Annotated in this window: 22 protein-coding genes; 16 read left to right on the top strand and 6 right to left on the bottom strand. The window is 63.9% G+C overall.

Annotated elements, in window-relative coordinates; genetic code table 11:
- Positions 1–70: 70 nt before the first annotated feature.
- Both FXB40_RS44000 and FXB40_RS44005 read left to right on the top strand, forming a co-directional pair.
- Positions 71–811, top strand: coding sequence for a GyrI-like domain-containing protein (locus FXB40_RS44000; protein WP_148778476.1), 741 nt, complete (start codon positions 71–73; stop codon positions 809–811).
- Between the two features lie 5 nt (positions 812–816).
- Entirely contained in the window at positions 817–1,521 is a 705-nt protein-coding gene (locus FXB40_RS44005; protein WP_187437547.1) for an SIMPL domain-containing protein, read from the top strand.
- Positions 1,522–1,542: 21 nt separating this feature from the next.
- Here FXB40_RS44005 and FXB40_RS44010 read toward each other — a convergent pair whose 3' ends face one another.
- Complete coding sequence (locus FXB40_RS44010; protein WP_246208333.1) at positions 1,543–2,523, bottom strand: MBL fold metallo-hydrolase; 981 nt, start codon at positions 2,521–2,523, stop codon at positions 1,543–1,545.
- A 398-nt stretch (positions 2,524–2,921) separates the two neighbouring features.
- On the opposite strand from FXB40_RS44010, the gene ffh reads away from it, so the two are divergent.
- The 7 genes from ffh to FXB40_RS44045 all read left to right on the top strand — a co-directional run bounded on the left by ffh (position 2,922) and on the right by FXB40_RS44045 (position 8,762).
- On the top strand, positions 2,922–4,466 hold the full coding sequence (gene ffh / locus FXB40_RS44015) for a signal recognition particle protein (RefSeq protein WP_148778478.1): 1,545 nt from the start codon (positions 2,922–2,924) through the stop codon (positions 4,464–4,466).
- A gap of 85 nt (positions 4,467–4,551) precedes the next feature.
- On the top strand, positions 4,552–4,884 hold the full coding sequence (gene rpsP / locus FXB40_RS44020) for a 30S ribosomal protein S16 (RefSeq protein WP_014438992.1): 333 nt from the start codon (positions 4,552–4,554) through the stop codon (positions 4,882–4,884).
- Between the two features lie 9 nt (positions 4,885–4,893).
- Positions 4,894–5,454 (top strand): ribosome maturation factor RimM, encoded by a 561-nt coding sequence (gene rimM / locus FXB40_RS44025; RefSeq protein WP_148778479.1) that lies wholly within the window; start codon positions 4,894–4,896, stop codon positions 5,452–5,454.
- Positions 5,455–5,488: 34 nt separating this feature from the next.
- On the top strand, positions 5,489–6,244 hold the full coding sequence (gene trmD / locus FXB40_RS44030) for a tRNA (guanosine(37)-N1)-methyltransferase TrmD (RefSeq protein WP_148778480.1): 756 nt from the start codon (positions 5,489–5,491) through the stop codon (positions 6,242–6,244).
- 109 nt (positions 6,245–6,353) lie between these two features.
- On the top strand, positions 6,354–6,734 hold the full coding sequence (rplS, locus tag FXB40_RS44035) for a 50S ribosomal protein L19 (protein ID WP_148778481.1): 381 nt from the start codon (positions 6,354–6,356) through the stop codon (positions 6,732–6,734).
- Positions 6,735–7,059: 325 nt separating this feature from the next.
- On the top strand, positions 7,060–8,466 hold the full coding sequence (leuC, locus tag FXB40_RS44040; RefSeq protein ID WP_148778482.1) for a 3-isopropylmalate dehydratase large subunit: 1,407 nt from the start codon (positions 7,060–7,062) through the stop codon (positions 8,464–8,466).
- Positions 8,467–8,558: 92 nt separating this feature from the next.
- Positions 8,559–8,762 (top strand): hypothetical protein, encoded by a 204-nt coding sequence (locus FXB40_RS44045; RefSeq protein WP_148778483.1) that lies wholly within the window; start codon positions 8,559–8,561, stop codon positions 8,760–8,762.
- Between the two features lie 55 nt (positions 8,763–8,817).
- Here FXB40_RS44045 and FXB40_RS44050 read toward each other — a convergent pair whose 3' ends face one another.
- The 3 genes from FXB40_RS44050 to FXB40_RS44060 form a co-directional block, all read right to left on the bottom strand.
- A complete protein-coding gene (locus FXB40_RS44050; protein WP_148778484.1) occupies positions 8,818–9,369 on the bottom strand; it encodes a hypothetical protein in 552 nt (183 codons plus the stop codon).
- A 183-nt stretch (positions 9,370–9,552) separates the two neighbouring features.
- Positions 9,553–9,813, bottom strand: coding sequence for a hypothetical protein (locus FXB40_RS44055; RefSeq protein ID WP_148778485.1), 261 nt, complete (start codon positions 9,811–9,813; stop codon positions 9,553–9,555).
- A gap of 94 nt (positions 9,814–9,907) precedes the next feature.
- On the bottom strand, positions 9,908–10,126 hold the full coding sequence (locus FXB40_RS44060) for a hypothetical protein (RefSeq protein WP_148778486.1): 219 nt from the start codon (positions 10,124–10,126) through the stop codon (positions 9,908–9,910).
- 242 nt (positions 10,127–10,368) lie between these two features.
- Here FXB40_RS44060 and FXB40_RS48515 point away from each other — a divergent pair, with 242 nt between their 5' ends.
- The gene (locus FXB40_RS48515; RefSeq protein ID WP_246208334.1) at positions 10,369–10,578 is read left to right on the top strand and encodes a hypothetical protein; all 210 of its coding nucleotides are present in this window, start codon (positions 10,369–10,371) and stop codon (positions 10,576–10,578) included.
- A gap of 7 nt (positions 10,579–10,585) precedes the next feature.
- Here the strand turns inward: FXB40_RS48515 and FXB40_RS44070 are convergent, their stop codons facing one another.
- Positions 10,586–10,867, bottom strand: coding sequence for a hypothetical protein (locus FXB40_RS44070; RefSeq protein WP_187437552.1), 282 nt, complete (start codon positions 10,865–10,867; stop codon positions 10,586–10,588).
- Positions 10,868–11,022: 155 nt separating this feature from the next.
- Between FXB40_RS44070 and FXB40_RS44075 the strand changes: the two genes are divergently transcribed.
- From FXB40_RS44075 to FXB40_RS44095, 5 genes are all read left to right on the top strand, one after another.
- Positions 11,023–11,421 carry a metallopeptidase family protein gene (locus tag FXB40_RS44075; RefSeq protein WP_148778489.1) on the top strand — a complete coding sequence of 133 codons (399 nt, stop codon included), beginning with the start codon at positions 11,023–11,025 and terminating at the stop codon, positions 11,419–11,421.
- 78 nt (positions 11,422–11,499) lie between these two features.
- Positions 11,500–12,105, top strand: coding sequence for a 3-isopropylmalate dehydratase small subunit (gene leuD, locus FXB40_RS44080; RefSeq protein WP_148778490.1), 606 nt, complete (start codon positions 11,500–11,502; stop codon positions 12,103–12,105).
- Positions 12,106–12,186: 81 nt separating this feature from the next.
- Positions 12,187–12,972 carry a hypothetical protein gene (locus FXB40_RS44085; RefSeq protein WP_148778491.1) on the top strand — a complete coding sequence of 262 codons (786 nt, stop codon included), beginning with the start codon at positions 12,187–12,189 and terminating at the stop codon, positions 12,970–12,972.
- Positions 12,973–13,304: 332 nt separating this feature from the next.
- On the top strand, positions 13,305–14,117 hold the full coding sequence (locus tag FXB40_RS44090; protein ID WP_187437553.1) for a helix-turn-helix domain-containing protein: 813 nt from the start codon (positions 13,305–13,307) through the stop codon (positions 14,115–14,117).
- Between the two features lie 159 nt (positions 14,118–14,276).
- Positions 14,277–15,098 (top strand): LssY C-terminal domain-containing protein, encoded by an 822-nt coding sequence (locus tag FXB40_RS44095; RefSeq protein ID WP_148778492.1) that lies wholly within the window; start codon positions 14,277–14,279, stop codon positions 15,096–15,098.
- Here FXB40_RS44095 and FXB40_RS44100 read toward each other — a convergent pair.
- Positions 15,095–15,976, bottom strand: coding sequence for an HpcH/HpaI aldolase/citrate lyase family protein (locus FXB40_RS44100; RefSeq protein WP_148778493.1), 882 nt, complete (start codon positions 15,974–15,976; stop codon positions 15,095–15,097). The two genes, FXB40_RS44095 and FXB40_RS44100, sit on opposite strands and share 4 nt — an antisense overlap.
- A gap of 111 nt (positions 15,977–16,087) precedes the next feature.
- On the opposite strand from FXB40_RS44100, the gene FXB40_RS44105 reads away from it, so the two are divergent.
- Positions 16,088–16,732 (top strand): carbonic anhydrase, encoded by a 645-nt coding sequence (locus tag FXB40_RS44105; protein ID WP_148778494.1) that lies wholly within the window; start codon positions 16,088–16,090, stop codon positions 16,730–16,732.
- Positions 16,733–16,865: the final 133 nt, after the last annotated feature.

Consider the following 16,865-nt stretch of genomic DNA (forward strand, 5'->3'; position numbering starts at 1 on the left):
GGGATGCGCGGCCGGATTTAAGGCCTTGGTGGGTTAAGGCCTTGGTACGCAAGGTTTTGGGGAGAATAGAATGAATCGTTTTTGCCGTCTCGCTCTGGTCGCGCTGATCCCGGCAGCGGCCATGTCGTTTGGCCCCTCCGTCGCCCTGGCGCAAACTTCGAGCCCGGCCCCGGCTGCATCGGCCAGTCCCTCCCCGGCTCCCTCGGCTTCGCCCTCCCCGGCCGCAAGTGCCCCGGCGGCCAGCGCCTCGCCCGCGCCTGCAGCGTCGCCCTCACCCGCAGCCAGCGCCTCACCCAGCCCGGCAGCACCGCCGCCCGCCGCGGCCGCTAACCCGGCCCCGGTGCAGACCGCCGATCCCTTTGGCCTCGAGACCACGCTCGAGCCGAAGAAGGTCGTGATGGTCAAGGGCACCGCCAACTGGGACTCGGCCTTCGACACCCTGGTCGACGCCTTCAAGACGCTGAACGCGCTCTTGGACAAGCAGGGCATCAAGCACGCCGGCAATTCGATGATCGTCTACACCTCGACCGACGACACCGGCTTCACCTTCCTCGCCGAGATCCCGGTCGAACAGGACCCGAAGAATCTGACCAAGGACATGAGCATCGGCAAATCGCCGGAAGGCAAGGCGCTGAAATTCGTCCATCGCGGCTCCTACGACAACATGGACAACACCTATGAGGCGATCACCAATCACCTCGACGACAAGAAGCTGGAAGCCAAGGACACCTTCATCGAGGAGTACCTCACCGATCCCCTGAAGACGGCCGAGGACAAGCTCGTGATCAACGTGTTCGTGCCGCTGAAGTGAGACCGATGAAAAAGCCCACTGCCCTCGCCGCAATCTTCGCCGCCACACTGCTGGCCGCGCCCGCGCTCGCCGACGATTTTCCGTCCGCGATCTCGGTGAGTGGCGAAGCCACCGTGTCCGTGGCGCCCGATCTGGCGCAGATCGACGCCGGCGTCGCCAATGATGCCAAGACGGCGAAGGAAGCCTCCGATGCCAATAACGCTGCAATGGGCAAGGTGCTGCTGGCGCTGAAGGGCGCAGGGATCGATGAGAAGGATTACCAGACCTCGCGGCTGTCGCTGCAGCCGCAATACGGCCAGAACAAATCGACCGGCGCCTCGCCGGTCGTCGGCTTCCGGGCCTCGAACCGCGTCACCGTGAAAATTCGCGACGTGACCAAGGTCGCCGGCATCATCGACACGCTGGTCGGCGCCGGCGCCAACGATATCGGCAACATCTCGTTCGAGGTGACGCAGGCCTCAAAACTGCTCGACAATGCCCGCGAACAGGCCGTTGCCGATGCCCGCCGCAAGGCCGAGATATACGCCAGGGCCACCGGCGTCACGCTGGGTGCGCCGCTCAGCGTCTCCGAAGGCAGCGCTCCGATGCCGTTGTTCAAGGGCCGCATGGCCGCAGCTCCGATGGCCGCGCCCGCCGCCGTCGCGCCGGGCGAGGAAACGCTGTCGGTGACGGTGAATGTGAGCTGGGCGATCAAGCCGAAAGAGCAGTAGGTCTCGTGTCCCGGGAGAGACCTAAATCTCCACCACCTGCCCAGGCTTCATCGCCACGAATCGCTCCTGCGGAATCTTCGCGGCATCCAGCGCCTCCACCAGCGCCTTGGCCGGCGCATCGATCGCTTCGTCGGTCAGCTGGAATGTCCCGTGATGATGCCCGAGCGCCTGTTGCGCGCCGCAATCATCCAGCGCCTTCACGGCATCTTCCGGGTTCATGTGCTGGTCACGCATGAACCAGCGCGGCTCGTAGGCGCCGATGGGAAGGATCGCCAGGCGCAACGGACCATGCTTCTCGGCGACGCGGCGGAAATGTCCGCCATCGCCATAGCCGGAATCGCAGACGACGTAGATCTTCCCCGCAGGCGTCTCCAGCACAAAACTCGCCCACAGCGCCTTGTTGCGATCGAACATGCCACGCGCCGACCAGTGCCGGGTCGGCACCAGCGTCACGGCAATGCCGCCGCCGAGCTCGACGCGCTCGTGCCAGTCAAAGGCTTCCGCCTTGATGGAGGCGTCTGCGCTCCGCATCGTCACGTCATTGCCAAGCGGCGTGATCACGCGCGGCGCAAAATTCTTCGCGAGCCGCGACAGCGTCGCGATATCGAGGTGATCATAGTGACCGTGCGAAACCAGCACGATGTCGATCTTCGGCAACTTCTCGAACGCGATGCCGGGATCGTTGTGTCGCTTCGGTCCCGCGAAACTGACCGGCGAGACCCGCGAGGACCAGACGGGATCGACGAGGATGTTGAGGCCGCCGGTCTGGATCAGCCAGCTGGCGTGGCCGACGAAGGAGAGCCGCACCTTGTCACCCTCGACTCGCGCCGGCGGGGTGTCGGAATGGGGGTTGGGCACCCAGTCGGGCCAGTCCGCGCGCTGCCCCCGGCCACCCAATTGCCAACGCAGCACCTCGCCGAGCGATCGTGGCGGCGCTCCGTCGGGATCGAAGAAGGTCAGGCCGTCGAAATGGTCGGAGACGGGGCCGTCATAGGTTTTCATGCGGGACATCCAGAGGGAGGGCAGGCCGACGAGCGCAGCGCCACCGGCAAGCAGTCCGAAAACGCGGCGGGTGATCGGCACGAGCGGACTTTTAGGGATGGTCGGAGCGGTCAGGCATCCCCGCCTATATGGGCGGGGCCGCAGGAAAAGGAACCCATCGTCGGAAATGGCGTATTTTCAAGGGCTTGCCCTGGCAAAGGCGTCCCGCCACCCTAACTTTCCTTGACTTTTGGGCGTGAGCGGCGTTTAACCCCGCCACTTTCTCGGAAAGGCTTTCTTTTCGACCCGCCCACTGGCCCTAGAGGCCGGAGGCCAACGCCCGACAGCGCGATGCGCCCTCGGGCGCAAAGGTGTTTGGAAGATCGCCATTCCGGCGAGCAGGACAAGGGACAATTGCATTGTTCGACAATCTGTCGGAACGGCTTGGCGGCATTCTCGATCGTCTGACGGGGCGAGGTGCGCTGACCGAAAAGGACGTCGACGCCGCGATGCGCGAGGTGCGCCGCGCGCTGCTCGAGGCCGACGTTGCGCTCGAGGTCGTGCGCAGCTTCACCGAACGCGTGCGCGAGCAGGCGATCGGCGCCACCGTCGTCAAGTCGGTCACACCCGGCCAGATGGTGGTCAAGATCGTCCATGACGAGCTGATCAACACGCTCGGCGCCGAAAGCCAGACCATCGACGTCAATTCCGTGCCGCCGGTGCCGATCATGATGGTCGGTCTGCAAGGCTCGGGTAAGACGACCACCACCGCAAAGCTTGCCCGCCGCCTGGTCCAGCGCGACAAGCGCAAGGTGCTGATGGCTTCGCTCGACATCTATCGCCCGGCGGCGATGGAGCAGCTGGCCGTGCTCGGCCGCGATCTCGACATTCCGACCCTGCCGATCGTCGCGGGACAGCAGCCGGCGCAGATCGCCAAGCGCGCGCTCGAAGCCGGCAAGCTCGGCGGCTACGACATCGTGCTGCTCGACACCGCCGGTCGCACCACGCTCGACGAAGAGATGATGGCGGAGGCGGCCGCGATCAAGGCGGCTGCGAACCCGCATGAAGTGCTGCTGGTCGCGGACTCTCTGACGGGCCAGGACGCCGTGAATCTCGCCCGCGCTTTCGACGAGCGCGTCGGCCTCACCGGCATCGTGCTGACACGCGTCGACGGCGACGGCCGCGGCGGCGCCGCGCTCTCGATGCGCGCCGTCACCGGCAAGCCGATCAAGCTGATCGGCACCGGTGAAAAGACCGATGCGCTGGAAGATTTCCACCCCGACCGTATCGCCGGCCGCATCCTCGGCATGGGCGACGTCGTCTCGCTGGTCGAACGCGCCGCCGCCAACATCGACGCCGAAAAGGCCGCGCGCACCGCCGAGCGCATGCGCAAGGGTCAGTTCGACCTCAACGACATGCGCGAGCAGCTCTCGCAGATGGCGAACATGGGCGGCATCAGCGGCCTGATGGGCATGATGCCCGGCATCGCCAAGATGAAGAACCAGATCGCCGCCGCCGGGATCGACGACAAGATTTTGAAGCGCCAGGTCGCGGTGATCGATTCCATGACGCGCGACGAGCGCCGTCATCCCGACCTGCTCAAGGCCAGCCGCAAGAAGCGCATTGCCGCAGGCTCCGGCCAGAGCGTCGAGCAGGTCAACAAGCTGCTGAAGATGCACCGGAACATGGCCGACGTGATGAAGGCCATGGGCTCGGGCAAGCGCGGCCCGCTCGCCGGCATCGCGCAGGCGATGGGCTTTGGCGGCGGCATGAAGCCGCCCTCGCCGGAAGAGATGAAGGCGTTGCAGGAGAAGATGCAGAGCGGCGGCGGTGGCCTTCCAAATCTGCCGAAGGATTTGCCGGCCGGTCTTCGCACCGGTCTGCCGAACGTTCCTGGACTGACCGGGCTGAGCGGCAAGCCGACGCTGCCGGGCCTCGGCGGTTTTCCAGGCAAGAAGAAATGAGGAATTCGTCGCGAGGGATCGCATCGGTCTCACGCAACGCGGAATACCAATCAACCGAACAAAACGTACTTTGAAGGAGAACTAGATGTCCGTCGTTATCCGCCTCGCCCGCGCAGGCACCAAGAAGCGTCCCGTCTATCACGTCGTCGTCGCCGATTCGCGCTTCCCGCGCGATGGCCGCTTCATCGAGCGTCTCGGCTATTTCAACCCGCTGCTGCCGAAGGACAACGAGACCCGTCTGAAGCTCGACATGGACAAGGTGAAGGCCTGGCTCGCCAAGGGCGCGCAGCCGTCGGACCGCGTGTCCCGCTTCCTCGATGCCGCCGGCGTCAAGAAGCGTGAAGCGCGCAACAACCCCGAGAAGGCCGTGCCGCGCAAGGAGCGCAAGGCGCAGGCCGAAGCCGCTGCGAAGGGCTAAGGCTCATCCATGTCGGCGCTGATCTGCGTCGCGCGGATCGGCGCCGCGCATGGTGTGCGCGGCGCGGTCAAATTGTGGACCTTCACCGAAGATCCCTTTGCCGTTAAGCGCTACGGTCCGCTGCTCTCCAAGGACGGCAAGCGCCAGTTCGAGCTGGCGCAGGCCCGTGAAGCCAAGGACCATCTGGTCGCGACGTTCAAAGGCGTCACGACCCGCGATGAGGCCCAGCGCCTCAACGGTATAGAACTCTACGTCGCGCGCGAAAAACTGCCCGCGACCGACGAGGACGAGTATTACCACGCCGATCTGATCGGGCTCGCCGCCATCACCACGGCAGGCGATGCGCTCGGCCGCGTGCTCGCCGTTCATAATTTCGGTGCCGGCGACATCATCGAGATCGCGCCCCTGAAGGGCGCGACGATGCTGCTGCCGTTCACCAACGCAGTTGTGCCCGAGGTCGATATCGCCGGCGGCCGCGTCGTGATCGAGCTGCCGCAGGAGATCGAGGGCGACAAGGACGGAGACGAAGACCTCTCTCCGAGTCGTGCCGGCGAAAGCCGGGACCCATAACCACAGGACGTGGTTTTTGGCTAAGCTGATGGCAATGACCAATCCCTCGCCCTGGCGCACGACAGTGCTGACGCTGTTTCCGGAGATGTTTCCGGGGCCGCTCGGCGTGAGCCTGGCCGGCCGGGCGCTGGCCTCAGGCCTCTGGGAGATCGAGGCGCGGGACATCAGGGCCTCGGCCACGGACCGTCACCGCAGCGTCGACGACACACCAGCCGGCGGCGGCCCGGGCATGGTGCTGCGGGCCGACGTTCTGGCGGCCGCCATCGATGGCGCGGAGATTGGACCGAACCGGCCAAAGCTGCTGATGAGCCCGCGCGGTCGGCCATTGACCCAGGCCCGTGTCGCCGAGCTCGCCCAGGGCCCCGGCCCCCTGATCGTCTGCGGGCGGTTTGAGGGGATCGACCAGCGGGTGATTGACGCCCGCGCCCTGGAGGAGGTCTCGATCGGCGATTACGTGCTCTCAGGGGGCGAAATCGCCGCTTTGGCGCTAATTGACGCCTGCGTCCGGCTTCTGCCGGGCGTCATGGGCAAGGAAGCCTCGGGAACCGAGGAGAGTTTTTCGGACGGGCTGCTCGAATATCCCCAATACACCCGCCCGCAACTGTTCGAGGGAGTTCAGATCCCGGAGATCCTGACCTCCGGCGACCACGCCAAGGTCGCGGCCTGGCGGCGGGCGCAGTCCGAGGCCCTGACAGCGGCCCGGCGGCCCGATTTATGGGCCCAAATCCCGCCCAAAGCCCCGAATCGGCCCGGACGCCAAAAAGCGCCAAAAAACAAGACAGACGGGTGACAAACGCTCCGGACTGCCTTATAGGAGCGGCCACATCCGCAATGGCTGGATAGACGAATTTCGCGCAGCCCCCGTTTCCAAGGCTGGGCGCGCCGATGGAGATTTACCCATGAACCTGATCAAGCAGCTCGAGCAAGAGCAATTCGACAAGCTGTCCGCCGGCAAGGACATTCCGGAATTCGGTCCCGGCGACACCGTGATCGTCAACGTGAAGGTCGTCGAAGGCGACCGCACCCGCGTGCAGGCCTATGAAGGCGTTTGCATCGGCCGTTCCGGCGGTGGCCTCAACGAGAGCTTCACCGTGCGCAAGATCTCCTACGGCGAAGGCGTGGAGCGCGTGTTCCCGGTGATGTCGCCGATGATCGACTCGATCAAGGTGGTGCGCCGCGGCAAGGTGCGTCGCGCCAAGCTCTATTACCTCCGCAATCTCCGTGGCAAATCGGCCCGCATCGTCGAGAAGACTGAGCACAAGGCCGCCGTCAACGAGTAAGCTCCGCGACCAGACGAGTTTCGAAAAGCGTGGGGCGCCAGACGCCCCGCGCTTTTTTGTTGCGTCAGCCGTGCACGTCAAAGCCCTCGCGATTCCAGATCTCCCTGCTATATATTCTTGGAATGTTTCCAGATCTGACCAGCTTCGTAAGCCCCCAGCGCGTCGTCATCGACGATCGCTCGCGGCTGCCTGGCCGGTTCTTCGGACGCTTCGCGACCTCGGCAACGTCAGAGCTTAGTCCCGCAGCTTAAAGGCTGCGCTGAAGACGATTGCCCCGCGCGAACCCGCGCATTTCGCTGACACACATTGTTCGGAGCTGAAGCTCATGTCCAAGCCGACCACATTGTACGACAAGATCTGGAACGACCATCTGGTGCACGAAGCCGATGACGGCACCTGCCTGCTCTATATCGACCGCCATCTGGTGCACGAGGTGACCTCGCCGCAGGCGTTCGAAGGCCTGCGCGCCACCGGCCGCAAGGTCCACGCGCCGGAGAAGACGCTCGCGGTCGTCGACCACAACGTGCCGACTACCGATCGCACCAAGCCGAATCCCGATCCGGAGAGCATCGAGCAGATCAAGGCGCTGGCCGACAACGCCAAGGAATTCGGCATCGAATATTACGACGAGTTCGACAAGCGCCAAGGCGTCGTCCACGTCATCGGCCCCGAGCAGGGCTTCACCCTCCCCGGCACCACCATCGTCTGCGGTGACAGCCACACCTCGACGCATGGCGCATTCGGCGCGCTCGCGCACGGCATCGGCACCTCCGAAGTCGAGCACGTTCTGGCGACGCAGACGCTGATCCAGAAGAAGGCGAAGAACATGCGCGTCACCGTCGACGGCAAATTGCCGGACGGCGTGACGGGCAAGGACATCATCCTGGCCATCATCGGTGAGATCGGCACCGCCGGCGGCACCGGCTACGTGCTGGAATACGCCGGCGATGCGATCAGCGCGCTCAGCATGGAAGGCCGCATGACGGTGTGCAACATGTCGATCGAAGGCGGCGCGCGCGCCGGCCTCGTTGCGCCCGACCAGAAGGCCTATGACTTCCTGCGCGGCCGCCCGAAGGCACCGAAGGGCGCGGACTGGGATGCGGCGATGCGCTATTGGGAGAAACTGCGCTCCGACGAGGGCGCGCATTTCGACCACGAGCTGCGCCTCGACGCCGCAAAACTGCCGCCGATCGTGACCTGGGGCACTTCGCCTGAGGACGTGATCTCGGTGACCGGCATGGTGCCCGATCCCGACCAGATCGCGGACGAGGCCAAGCGTCTCTCCAAGCATCGCGCGCTGAAGTATATGGGCCTGACGGCGGGCACGAAGATCACCGACATCAAGCTCGACCGCATCTTCATCGGCTCCTGCACCAACGGCCGCATCGAAGATTTGCGCGCCGCCGCCAAGATCGCCGAAGGCAAGCAGGTCTCTGGTCACGTCAACGCCATGGTCGTGCCGGGCTCCGGTCTTGTGAAGGAGCAAGCCGAGGCTGAAGGTCTGGACAAGATCTTCATCAAGGCCGGCTTCGAATGGCGCGAGCCCGGCTGCTCGATGTGCCTCGCGATGAACCCGGACAAGCTGGCCCCGGAAGAGCGCTGCGCCTCGACCTCGAACCGCAACTTCGAGGGCCGCCAGGGTTTCAAGGGCCGCACCCATCTGGTGTCGCCGGCGATGGCCGCAGCGGCGGCGATCGCGGGTCACTTCGTTGATATCAGGGATTGGCGCTGAGCCACTTGCTGCAATTGTAGTGATCGCGGCAAACGGCCGTTAATCCGCGTCACCCACATTGTGTCCTCGCGACGGTTTCGCGGGGACACCCAATGGCCAACAAGTCTGAATATGTCGACCTGATCAGCGATGCGACCCGCCAGCACCGGCGGCGCGCAGCGCCGCTGCGCATCGTCGCCAAGCCCGAGGTCGAGGAAACATCAAGGCTCAGCCGTTGGCCGCCGGCAATGTTTCGGCAATGGAAGGTCGAGAATTTGATGCCGTGGAAATCCACGTCGTGGAAGCTGAAGGATTGAGCCACGGGATGAACAAAGGGCGCCGCTTGGGGCGCCCTTTTCATTTCGACCGCACTTACCAATAGCGGTACGGATAGTGCCAGCGATGCCAATGATGCCAGCGGCAGATGCGGTGCGGGCCGTAATAGGTCCAGACGATCCGGCAGCGGCGCGGATAGTGGTAGTAGGAATAGCCGCCGTAATAGCGGCGATGGAAGTGGCGATAGCCGTAATGCGGGCGATAGTAGCCGCCGCCCCAGTGACGATGATAGCCACCATAGTGGATGCCGCCGTAGCGCATGCCGCCGCCGTGGAAGGCCGGCGGGGCGCGGAATCCGCCGCCATGGAAGCCACCGAAATGGCCGCCACCACCGTGGAAGCCACCGCCGCCGTGAAAACCTCCACCATGGAAGCCGCCGCCATGTCCACCACCGCCACCGCCACCGCCGTGGCGGACCTGGATCATCATGTCGTCGCTTGCAGCTTTCGCCGCGGGCAGCGCGGTCGGATTGATCGGCGTCATCGCTTCAGCGCGACGCGCAGTCCCACCCGTCAGCATCAGCGTGGCCATCGCCGCAAGCCCGAGCAAGCGCAGCGCGCTTGTCCGGGGATCCAATATCCTCAGCATGGATTGTCTCCCTGAATGTGGACAGCATCATTGCGGCGCTGCGTCTCGCGCCATCGCTGTTCAATTGCAGTCGCTCCCGAGATGAAACTAGGGACAGCGACGTGAACGCGCCATGAATGAACGACGCTCCGCGCAAGGCCACGACAAAGGGAGTTTGAGAGATGATCGTCTACGCGAGCGGCGTCACCAAAACGGTCCGTAGCCGATGACGAACGGCGCGGGCACGCCGTAGGGGTAGGGACGGTAGTAGACAGGCCGCGCGTAATAATGCGGATCAGGACGCGGAGCGTAGCGCGCAACATCATATCGTACGTGTCGTCGCCCATCGAACACTGCGCGCCCCGCCGAGGCATCGGGCAGCTTCGTCACTCTCTGCGCAGCGAAGGCGTGAGGCAGGCCTGCGGCGAGCCCGACAACAACGGCCAGTGCGATCCATCTCGTCATGACGACCTCCGCCCGCAACATGAGGGCATCGGACAGCCGCCTGCAAGTTAAAACAGGCCCGACATGCGGGCCTGTTCTCAACTCGCGCCGTGGTTCACCAACGGCGATGATGACGCCAGTGGTGGCCGCGCCAATGCGGCCGGCCCCAGCCGTGACGATGCCAGCGCACTTCGGTTGTCGGCGTGACTTCCTCCTGCACCGCTTGCGCGGCGCCGGGATTGATCAGCGACACCGCCTGCGCGCGCTCGACCGGTGCGGCGAGGACGAACAGCGCACCGGCGGCCGCAAGGCCGAGCATTTTCAAGGACTGCATTTTTGTTGGATCTCCTGACATCGTTGCGGGTGCGCGCACTTGAATCAGACGTCGCGGCGCAGGCTCGGCAAGCGCCGAACCTGGAACCATGGGCCTGAGTCTGTTATGGATGAACGCGCCCCGGACATGAATGCATGGGGCACAGGCGAGTTCCTGAGCATCGGCGCAACATTTCGTGCGCCACCAAAACCAGCCGTCAGCGACGCACGTATCTCTTGGTCGAGCGAATGCAGGAGATGGTCATGGCACAGTTTCGAGCATTGCGGATATATCGCCTCGTGATCACAGCGAGCGTCCTGCTCGGCGCGAGTTCAGCACTGGCCTCGCAAGGGCCCGGCGTCGAGGGCGGCACGGCGAGCCCGCTGACGCAGCTCGTGATGGCGATCCTGGTCTATGGCGTGTCCGCACTCGTCGTCGGCGCCGGCCTGATCGGCGCGCTGCGCCGGCACTGAGCGCGTCTCAGCCGCGACGCCAGTAGCAGCTCATATGCGGCACGATCACCGTGCCGCTCGGCCGGTATTCCTGCACATAGGTAGCGTTACACTCGCGGACCGCATCCGGGCCCGGGTTGTAGCGCGGATAGACGCCGTCCGGAATGTAGTAGGGCGTGACGCGCAGGCGGCTCTGGGGCCGTTTGCGGGGCGGCGGGACGTCATCGGGCGAGACCGCCTGGGCCATGCGGACCACGCTGCCAGCCGTCTGCGCATATGCGCCAACGCAAGACTGCGAAAACAACCCCATGCACAGTAGCGTCAGCACTGTTTTTGCTCGCATTTTACCGCCCACCTGAACCGTCCCCATCGAGGCCCCAAGCTCCCCGTTTTGGCGGCGCCCGTCAACCTCGCGTGCTTATAAAGCCGGATGCATCGCTGCGGAACCCGCGCTAAGACAAGCGCATGTGGACGGACCTGAAAGCGCCCTCGCTGGCCGAGATGGAAGTGACGGCGCACGACATTTTCGAGCGCCTGCCGGCGGAATTTCGTAGCCTTTGCGAGGGCGTGATCATCCGCGTCGACGACTTCCCCACCGAGGAGGTCCTGGATGAAATGGAATGCGAGAGCGAGTTCGACCTGCTCGGCCTGTTCCAGGGCGTCGGCCTGCCCCAGCAGAGCTTTGGCGACGTGGCACGGCTGCCCAACATGGTCTGGCTCTACCGCCGGCCGATCCTGGACTACTGGGCGGAGCACGACGAAAGCCTCGGCCATATCGTCCGCCACGTCCTGATTCACGAGATCGGCCACCATTTCGGCCTTTCGGACGACGATATGGCGGCGATTGAGGCTCAAGCAGACTAGATCTGCCGAATTCGGCCTAGGATTCGGCCCCCGATCGCGATAAATACGCGGTCCCTAACCACCCTCGGGAAGCCCAAGATGGACAAGTTCACCACGCTGGAAGGCGTCGCGGCGCCGCTGAAGATCATCAATGTCGACACCGACATGATTATTCCGAAGCAGTACCTCAAGACCATCAAGCGCACGGGCCTTGGCAAGGGGCTTTTCTCCGAGCAGCGCTACAAGGACGACGGCAGCGAGAATCCGGATTTCGTCCTCAACCAGCCCGCCTATCGCAATTCGAAGGTGCTGGTCGCCGGCGACAATTTCGGCTGCGGCTCGAGCCGCGAGCACGCGCCCTGGGCGCTGCTCGATTTCGGCATCCGCTGCGTGATCTCGACCTCGTTCGGCGACATCTTCTACAACAACTGCTTCAAGAACGGCATTCTGCCGATCCGCGTTGCCCAAGAAGACCTCGACAAGCTGTTCGACGACGCCGAGCGCGGCGCCAACGCGACGCTGACGATCGACCTGCCGAACCAGGAGATCCGCGGTCCTGACGGCGGCAAGGTCAAGTTCGAGATCGACCCGTTCCGCAAGCACTGCCTGATCAATGGCCTCGACGACATCGGCCTCACGATGGAGAAGAAGACCTCGATCGACACCTATGAGGACAAGCTCAAGCGCGAACGCGCCTGGGCCTGATCTCAAGTTTCATTCGAAGCCCCGGTGCCACAAGCGCCGGGGCTTTTTCTTTGCCCAAAATATCCCGTATATCGTTGCCTCATGCTGCCCGAGATCGTCACCTTCTGGCATGGCCCGATGGACGCGCTGCGCCAGACCTGTCTGCGCTCGCAGCTCGCTGCCGGCCATAAGGTCACGGTCTACAGTTTCGACACCATCCCGGATCTTCCGGCGGGCGTCGGCAATGCCGATGCCGAAGCGATCCTGCCGCACGCGTTCTCCGAACGGCTGCGGCCGCCGCAGCCGGACGGCAGCTGGCGCGACTGGACCACGCTGCAGTTCAGCGACTTCTTCCGCATGAAGCTGATGGCCAAGAGTGCCGGTCTCTGGCTGGATGCCGATGTGCTGCTGCTCAAGCCTGTCGAGATCGATCCGGCAAAGCCTTACTTTGCCTGGGAGCGGCCACGCCAGCTCGGCAACTCCGTGATCTATCTTCCGCGAGAGCACGGCATCGTCGCGGCCTTTGAAGAGCTGATGGAGCAGGAGGAGCTGACACCGAACTGGCTGTCGGTGCGCCACCGCATCACCTTCCTGATGCGCCGCCTGCGCGGCGGCTCGAACCGTCTCTCCGACATCCGCGTCGCGATCTATGGGCCGGCGGCACTGACCGCGCTCGCCCGCCGCACCGGTGAGTTGCAAAGCGCATTGCCGAAGCAATCGTTCTACGCCGTGCATGCCGAACCAAAACTGTTCTTCGATCCCTCGAGCTATCTCGACCTCGTCACCAACCCCGACATCATCGGCCTGCACATCTCGCCAAAGGGGCGCGGCGGCGAGAAACCGATTCCAGGCAGCCTGTATGCGTGGGCGACGGAGCGGTTTTCGTAGTCGCCGCGCAGAAAGTGCGCTCCCTGTTGCTGCGCGACATCAAGCGGGTCTGCTCGCTCTGCCATCACAAGGGACAGCGCCACCACGATCTCGCCGGCGGCATCGCCGCGCCGAACTATCACGGCTGTCGCGCGAGGATCGTGAATAGTATGACTTATGCAGGTACCGTTTCAGTGGCGAGGCCGCCGGTCAGGTCTCCGCAATTGTCCGTGCTTGATCTGGACGAGTGGCTCTGTTTGGATGGCTGCCGTTCGGCAATTCTTCGGATAGTCATGGTAAACCAAACAGATGGATACCGCCGTTCATTGGGTGCACGTTCACAGGAAGGCATCGTGACCGCCCACCGCGCGGGCATCCGAAATCGGCTCCTGGCGGCGTTGCCGCAGGCGGATCTCGACTTGCTCACACCCTATTTCCAGAAGGTCTCGTTCGAACCCGATGCCGTCCTGGTGCGGGCCGGCGATGAGCTCGACCCGGTTTATTTTCCCCATAGTGGCGCAATCGCCTTCATGCTCGATATGCCGGACGGGCAAACGGTCGCAACCACCTTGATGGGGCGGGAAGGCGCCTTGGCTTCGTTCTCCGTGCTCGGCCCGTCGCTTTCATCCGTGACCGCGGTTGCTCGCGTGGCCGGCACGGCATCGCTGATTTCCGCCGCCAGATTTCGGGCTGCCTTTGCGCAAAGCGCAGCCATCAGGAATGTCGTGCAGATCCACGCCCGCGCGGTGTTATTGCAGCTCCAGCAGGTCGCCGCCTGCAACGCGCTGCACCGGGTGGATGGCCGCATGGCGCGGTGGCTCCTGCAGCTTCACGACCGCGTTCCCGGTGACCTGCTTCCGGTAACGCACGATGTGCTTGCGCAATTGCTTGGTGTGCGACGGACGACAGTGACTCTGACGATGAGCAAGCTGCGCCAGGCCGGCGCCGTCCCGTCCGACCGGCGCGGGTCCGTCGAGATCGATCGGGCGCGGCTCGAGAAGGCCGCATGCGATTGTTATGCGCTCATGCAGCGCAAGATCGATCGGATGTATTGCGAGGAATTGTCGGCGCCGCAGCCTGCCCATGCGCCGTTACGGGAAAGCGCCATCGTCGCCTCCGACGAAGCGGATGGTAAATCCAGAGCCGTTTCGCGGGCGGGAAAATAGCGAGCAAGGCCTGCAATCGCGGTGGCGCAGAAAAGCGGATATCGCTTTTCGAGATGGCGCGCTTCCAGCGAAGCTCTGTTCCAACGGTCCTTGATAAACGTTGGAACTGAACGAGCTGGAGAGGTATGGTTGGGAGTGTCCTGACGCAAACGATATCACATGGCTGATTTCCCCAAGGACGGGACGAGGAAGCGACGATGGCCTTACGGCTTGGCTGTTATCCTGTTCGCCTATCTGGCCTTGGCTTACATTCTGGTCCCCACCCTGTGGATTCACCACGAGCACGAAGCAGGGCTCGCTTCATTGCCGATGATCACCAGGACGTCGGACGATATCCCTGCTGATCCCCTCAACGTTGGACTTGTTGGCAACGACGAGGACGTCGTCCGCGCCATGAACACGGCCGGATGGTTTGCAGCCGATGCTGTGACGCTGCGCTCAAGCATCGAGATCGTCGGAAGCGTGGTGCTGGATCGGCCATATCGTAGCGCCCCCGTCAGCCCGCTCTACTATCTTGGAAAGAAGGAGCAATACGCTTTCGAGAAGCCTGCAGGGAGCAGCGCCGATCGGCGAAATCACGTTCGATTCTGGAAGGCCCTTGAGAAGGGCGATGATGGTCGTCCGGTCTGGCTTGGCTCGGCGACTTTCGATCGGGGCGTCGGGCTAAGCCACGACACGGGACAAGTAACCCATCACATCGCGGCCAACATCGATGCCGAGCGAGATCTCTTGATGGCCGATTTGCGCGAGGCACGTGTCGTCGGCAGTTTCTTTCAGATCTCGGGCATAGGTCCAACCCTGTTCGGCCGAAACGGGGGTGGCGATCCCTACTACACGGATGGCGAGATACACGTTGCCGTCCTGGTGCCAGGAGCAGCAAATGGGCCTGCGGATCCGCCGACCATTCCACCGCCATCTCTCATTGCCCTGAAAGATGCCATATGGCACGGCATCGCTCAGAAAGCCGAAGGCACGCCCTAGCCCTTCCCCATCGCCGCAATCGCGTCCGCGATCTCGATCGTGCGCTTCGCCATGTCGGCATGCAGGCGCTCGACCATCGCACCATCGAGGCGGATCGCGCCACGCGAGACGTTCTCGGGCAGCTCGAACGCCGCGATGATTTTTCGGGCGCGCGCAATTTCTTCCTCGGGCGGCGTGAAGATCGCGTTGCAGGCCTCGATCTGCGACGGATGGATCAGCGTCTTGCCGTCAAAACCGAGATCGCGGCCCTGCGCGCATTCGGTGGCAAAGCCGTCGGGATTGTTGATGTCGCTGTAGGGGCCATCGAGGATCTCGAGGCCGGCGGCACGCGTCGCCAGGATGCAATGGATGATCATCGGGATCATCGCGGCGCGGCCGGGCATCATCTTGATCCGCGTTTCGCGCGAGATGTCGTTCGGGCCAAAAACGAAACCCGAGAGGCGCGTCTTCGGATCCCGGCCGGCCACGGCCAGCTCCTCGGCATGCAGCACGGCGCGCGCGGTCTCGATCATCGCCCAGACCTTCACGGTCGGCGCCGCGCCGAGCTCGGCGAGATGGTGGCCGATGGTGTGGAGATCCTCGATGCTTGAAACTTTCGGAACCAGGATGCCGTCCGGCGACGCCTTGGCGGCCATCGCGACGTCATCGGCCCACCATTGCGTGTCGAGGCCGTTGGTCCGGATCAGGACCTCGCGCTTGCCGAAACCCTTGGCGGCGATCGCAGCGGCGATGCCGTCGCGCGCCACCGCCTTGGCGTCGGGAGCGACGGAATCCTCGAGGTCCAGGATGAGGCCGTCGGCGGCGAGATTGCGCGCTTTTTCGAGGGCGCGTGGGTTGGAGCCGGGCATGAACAGATGGCTGCGGCGCGGGCGGGTCATGCTGTCGTTCCTTCCGGTTTGCTCGTCTCTATTCTGGCCGAAGCCGATAGCATCTGGCCTGCCTATTCGAAAGGCTTGTTCGCGCTACCGGTATATGATTAGGCATAGGCCATGATCACATTCCCGAAGCATTTGCTGGAAGGCTACAACGCCTTCGCCACCCAGCGGCTGCCGGCCGAGCAGAACCGCTATCGCGAGCTGTCGGTGAAGGGACAGTTCCCGGAAGTGATGGTGATCGGCTGCTGCGACAGCCGCGTTGCGCCGGAGACCATTTTCGACGTCGGCCCGGGCGAATTGTTCGTGGTCCGCAACATCGCCAATCTGGTCCCGGTGTATCAGCCCGACGGCAACGCGCACGGCGTCTCGGCCGCGCTGGAATACGCCGTGACGGTGCTGAAGGTGAAGCACATCGTCATCCTCGGCCACGCGCAATGCGGCGGCATCCGCGCCTTCGTCGACAAGATCGAGCCGCTGACGCCCGGCGACTTCATCGGCAAATGGATGCAGATGTTCATCAAGCCGGGTGAAGTGGTCGAGCAACGCGGCCACGAGTCCATGGCGCAATTCGTCGAGCGCATCGAGAAGGCCGCGGTATTCCGCAGCCTCGAAAACCTGATGACCTTCCCGTTCGTGCGCAAGGCCGTCGAGAGCGGCCAGATGCAGCTGCACGGCGCTTATTTCGGCGTCGCTGAGGGAACGCTGTTCGTGCTGGACCAGGCGAGCAAGGAATTCAGGAGCGCGCGGAGCGTGGTGTAGGGCCGCCGCTGCGCGGTTTGAATTCGTAGGGTGGGCAAAGCGAAGCGTGCCCACCACCTTTCGCAATCATAGTCAGATGGTGGGCACGGCGCTTTGCGCCTTTGCCCACCCGACGAGACTGTGACTCTTTTTC

The organism is Bradyrhizobium rifense (genome assembly GCF_008123425.1).
Taxonomy (GTDB): Bacteria; Pseudomonadota; Alphaproteobacteria; order Rhizobiales; family Xanthobacteraceae; genus Bradyrhizobium; species Bradyrhizobium rifense.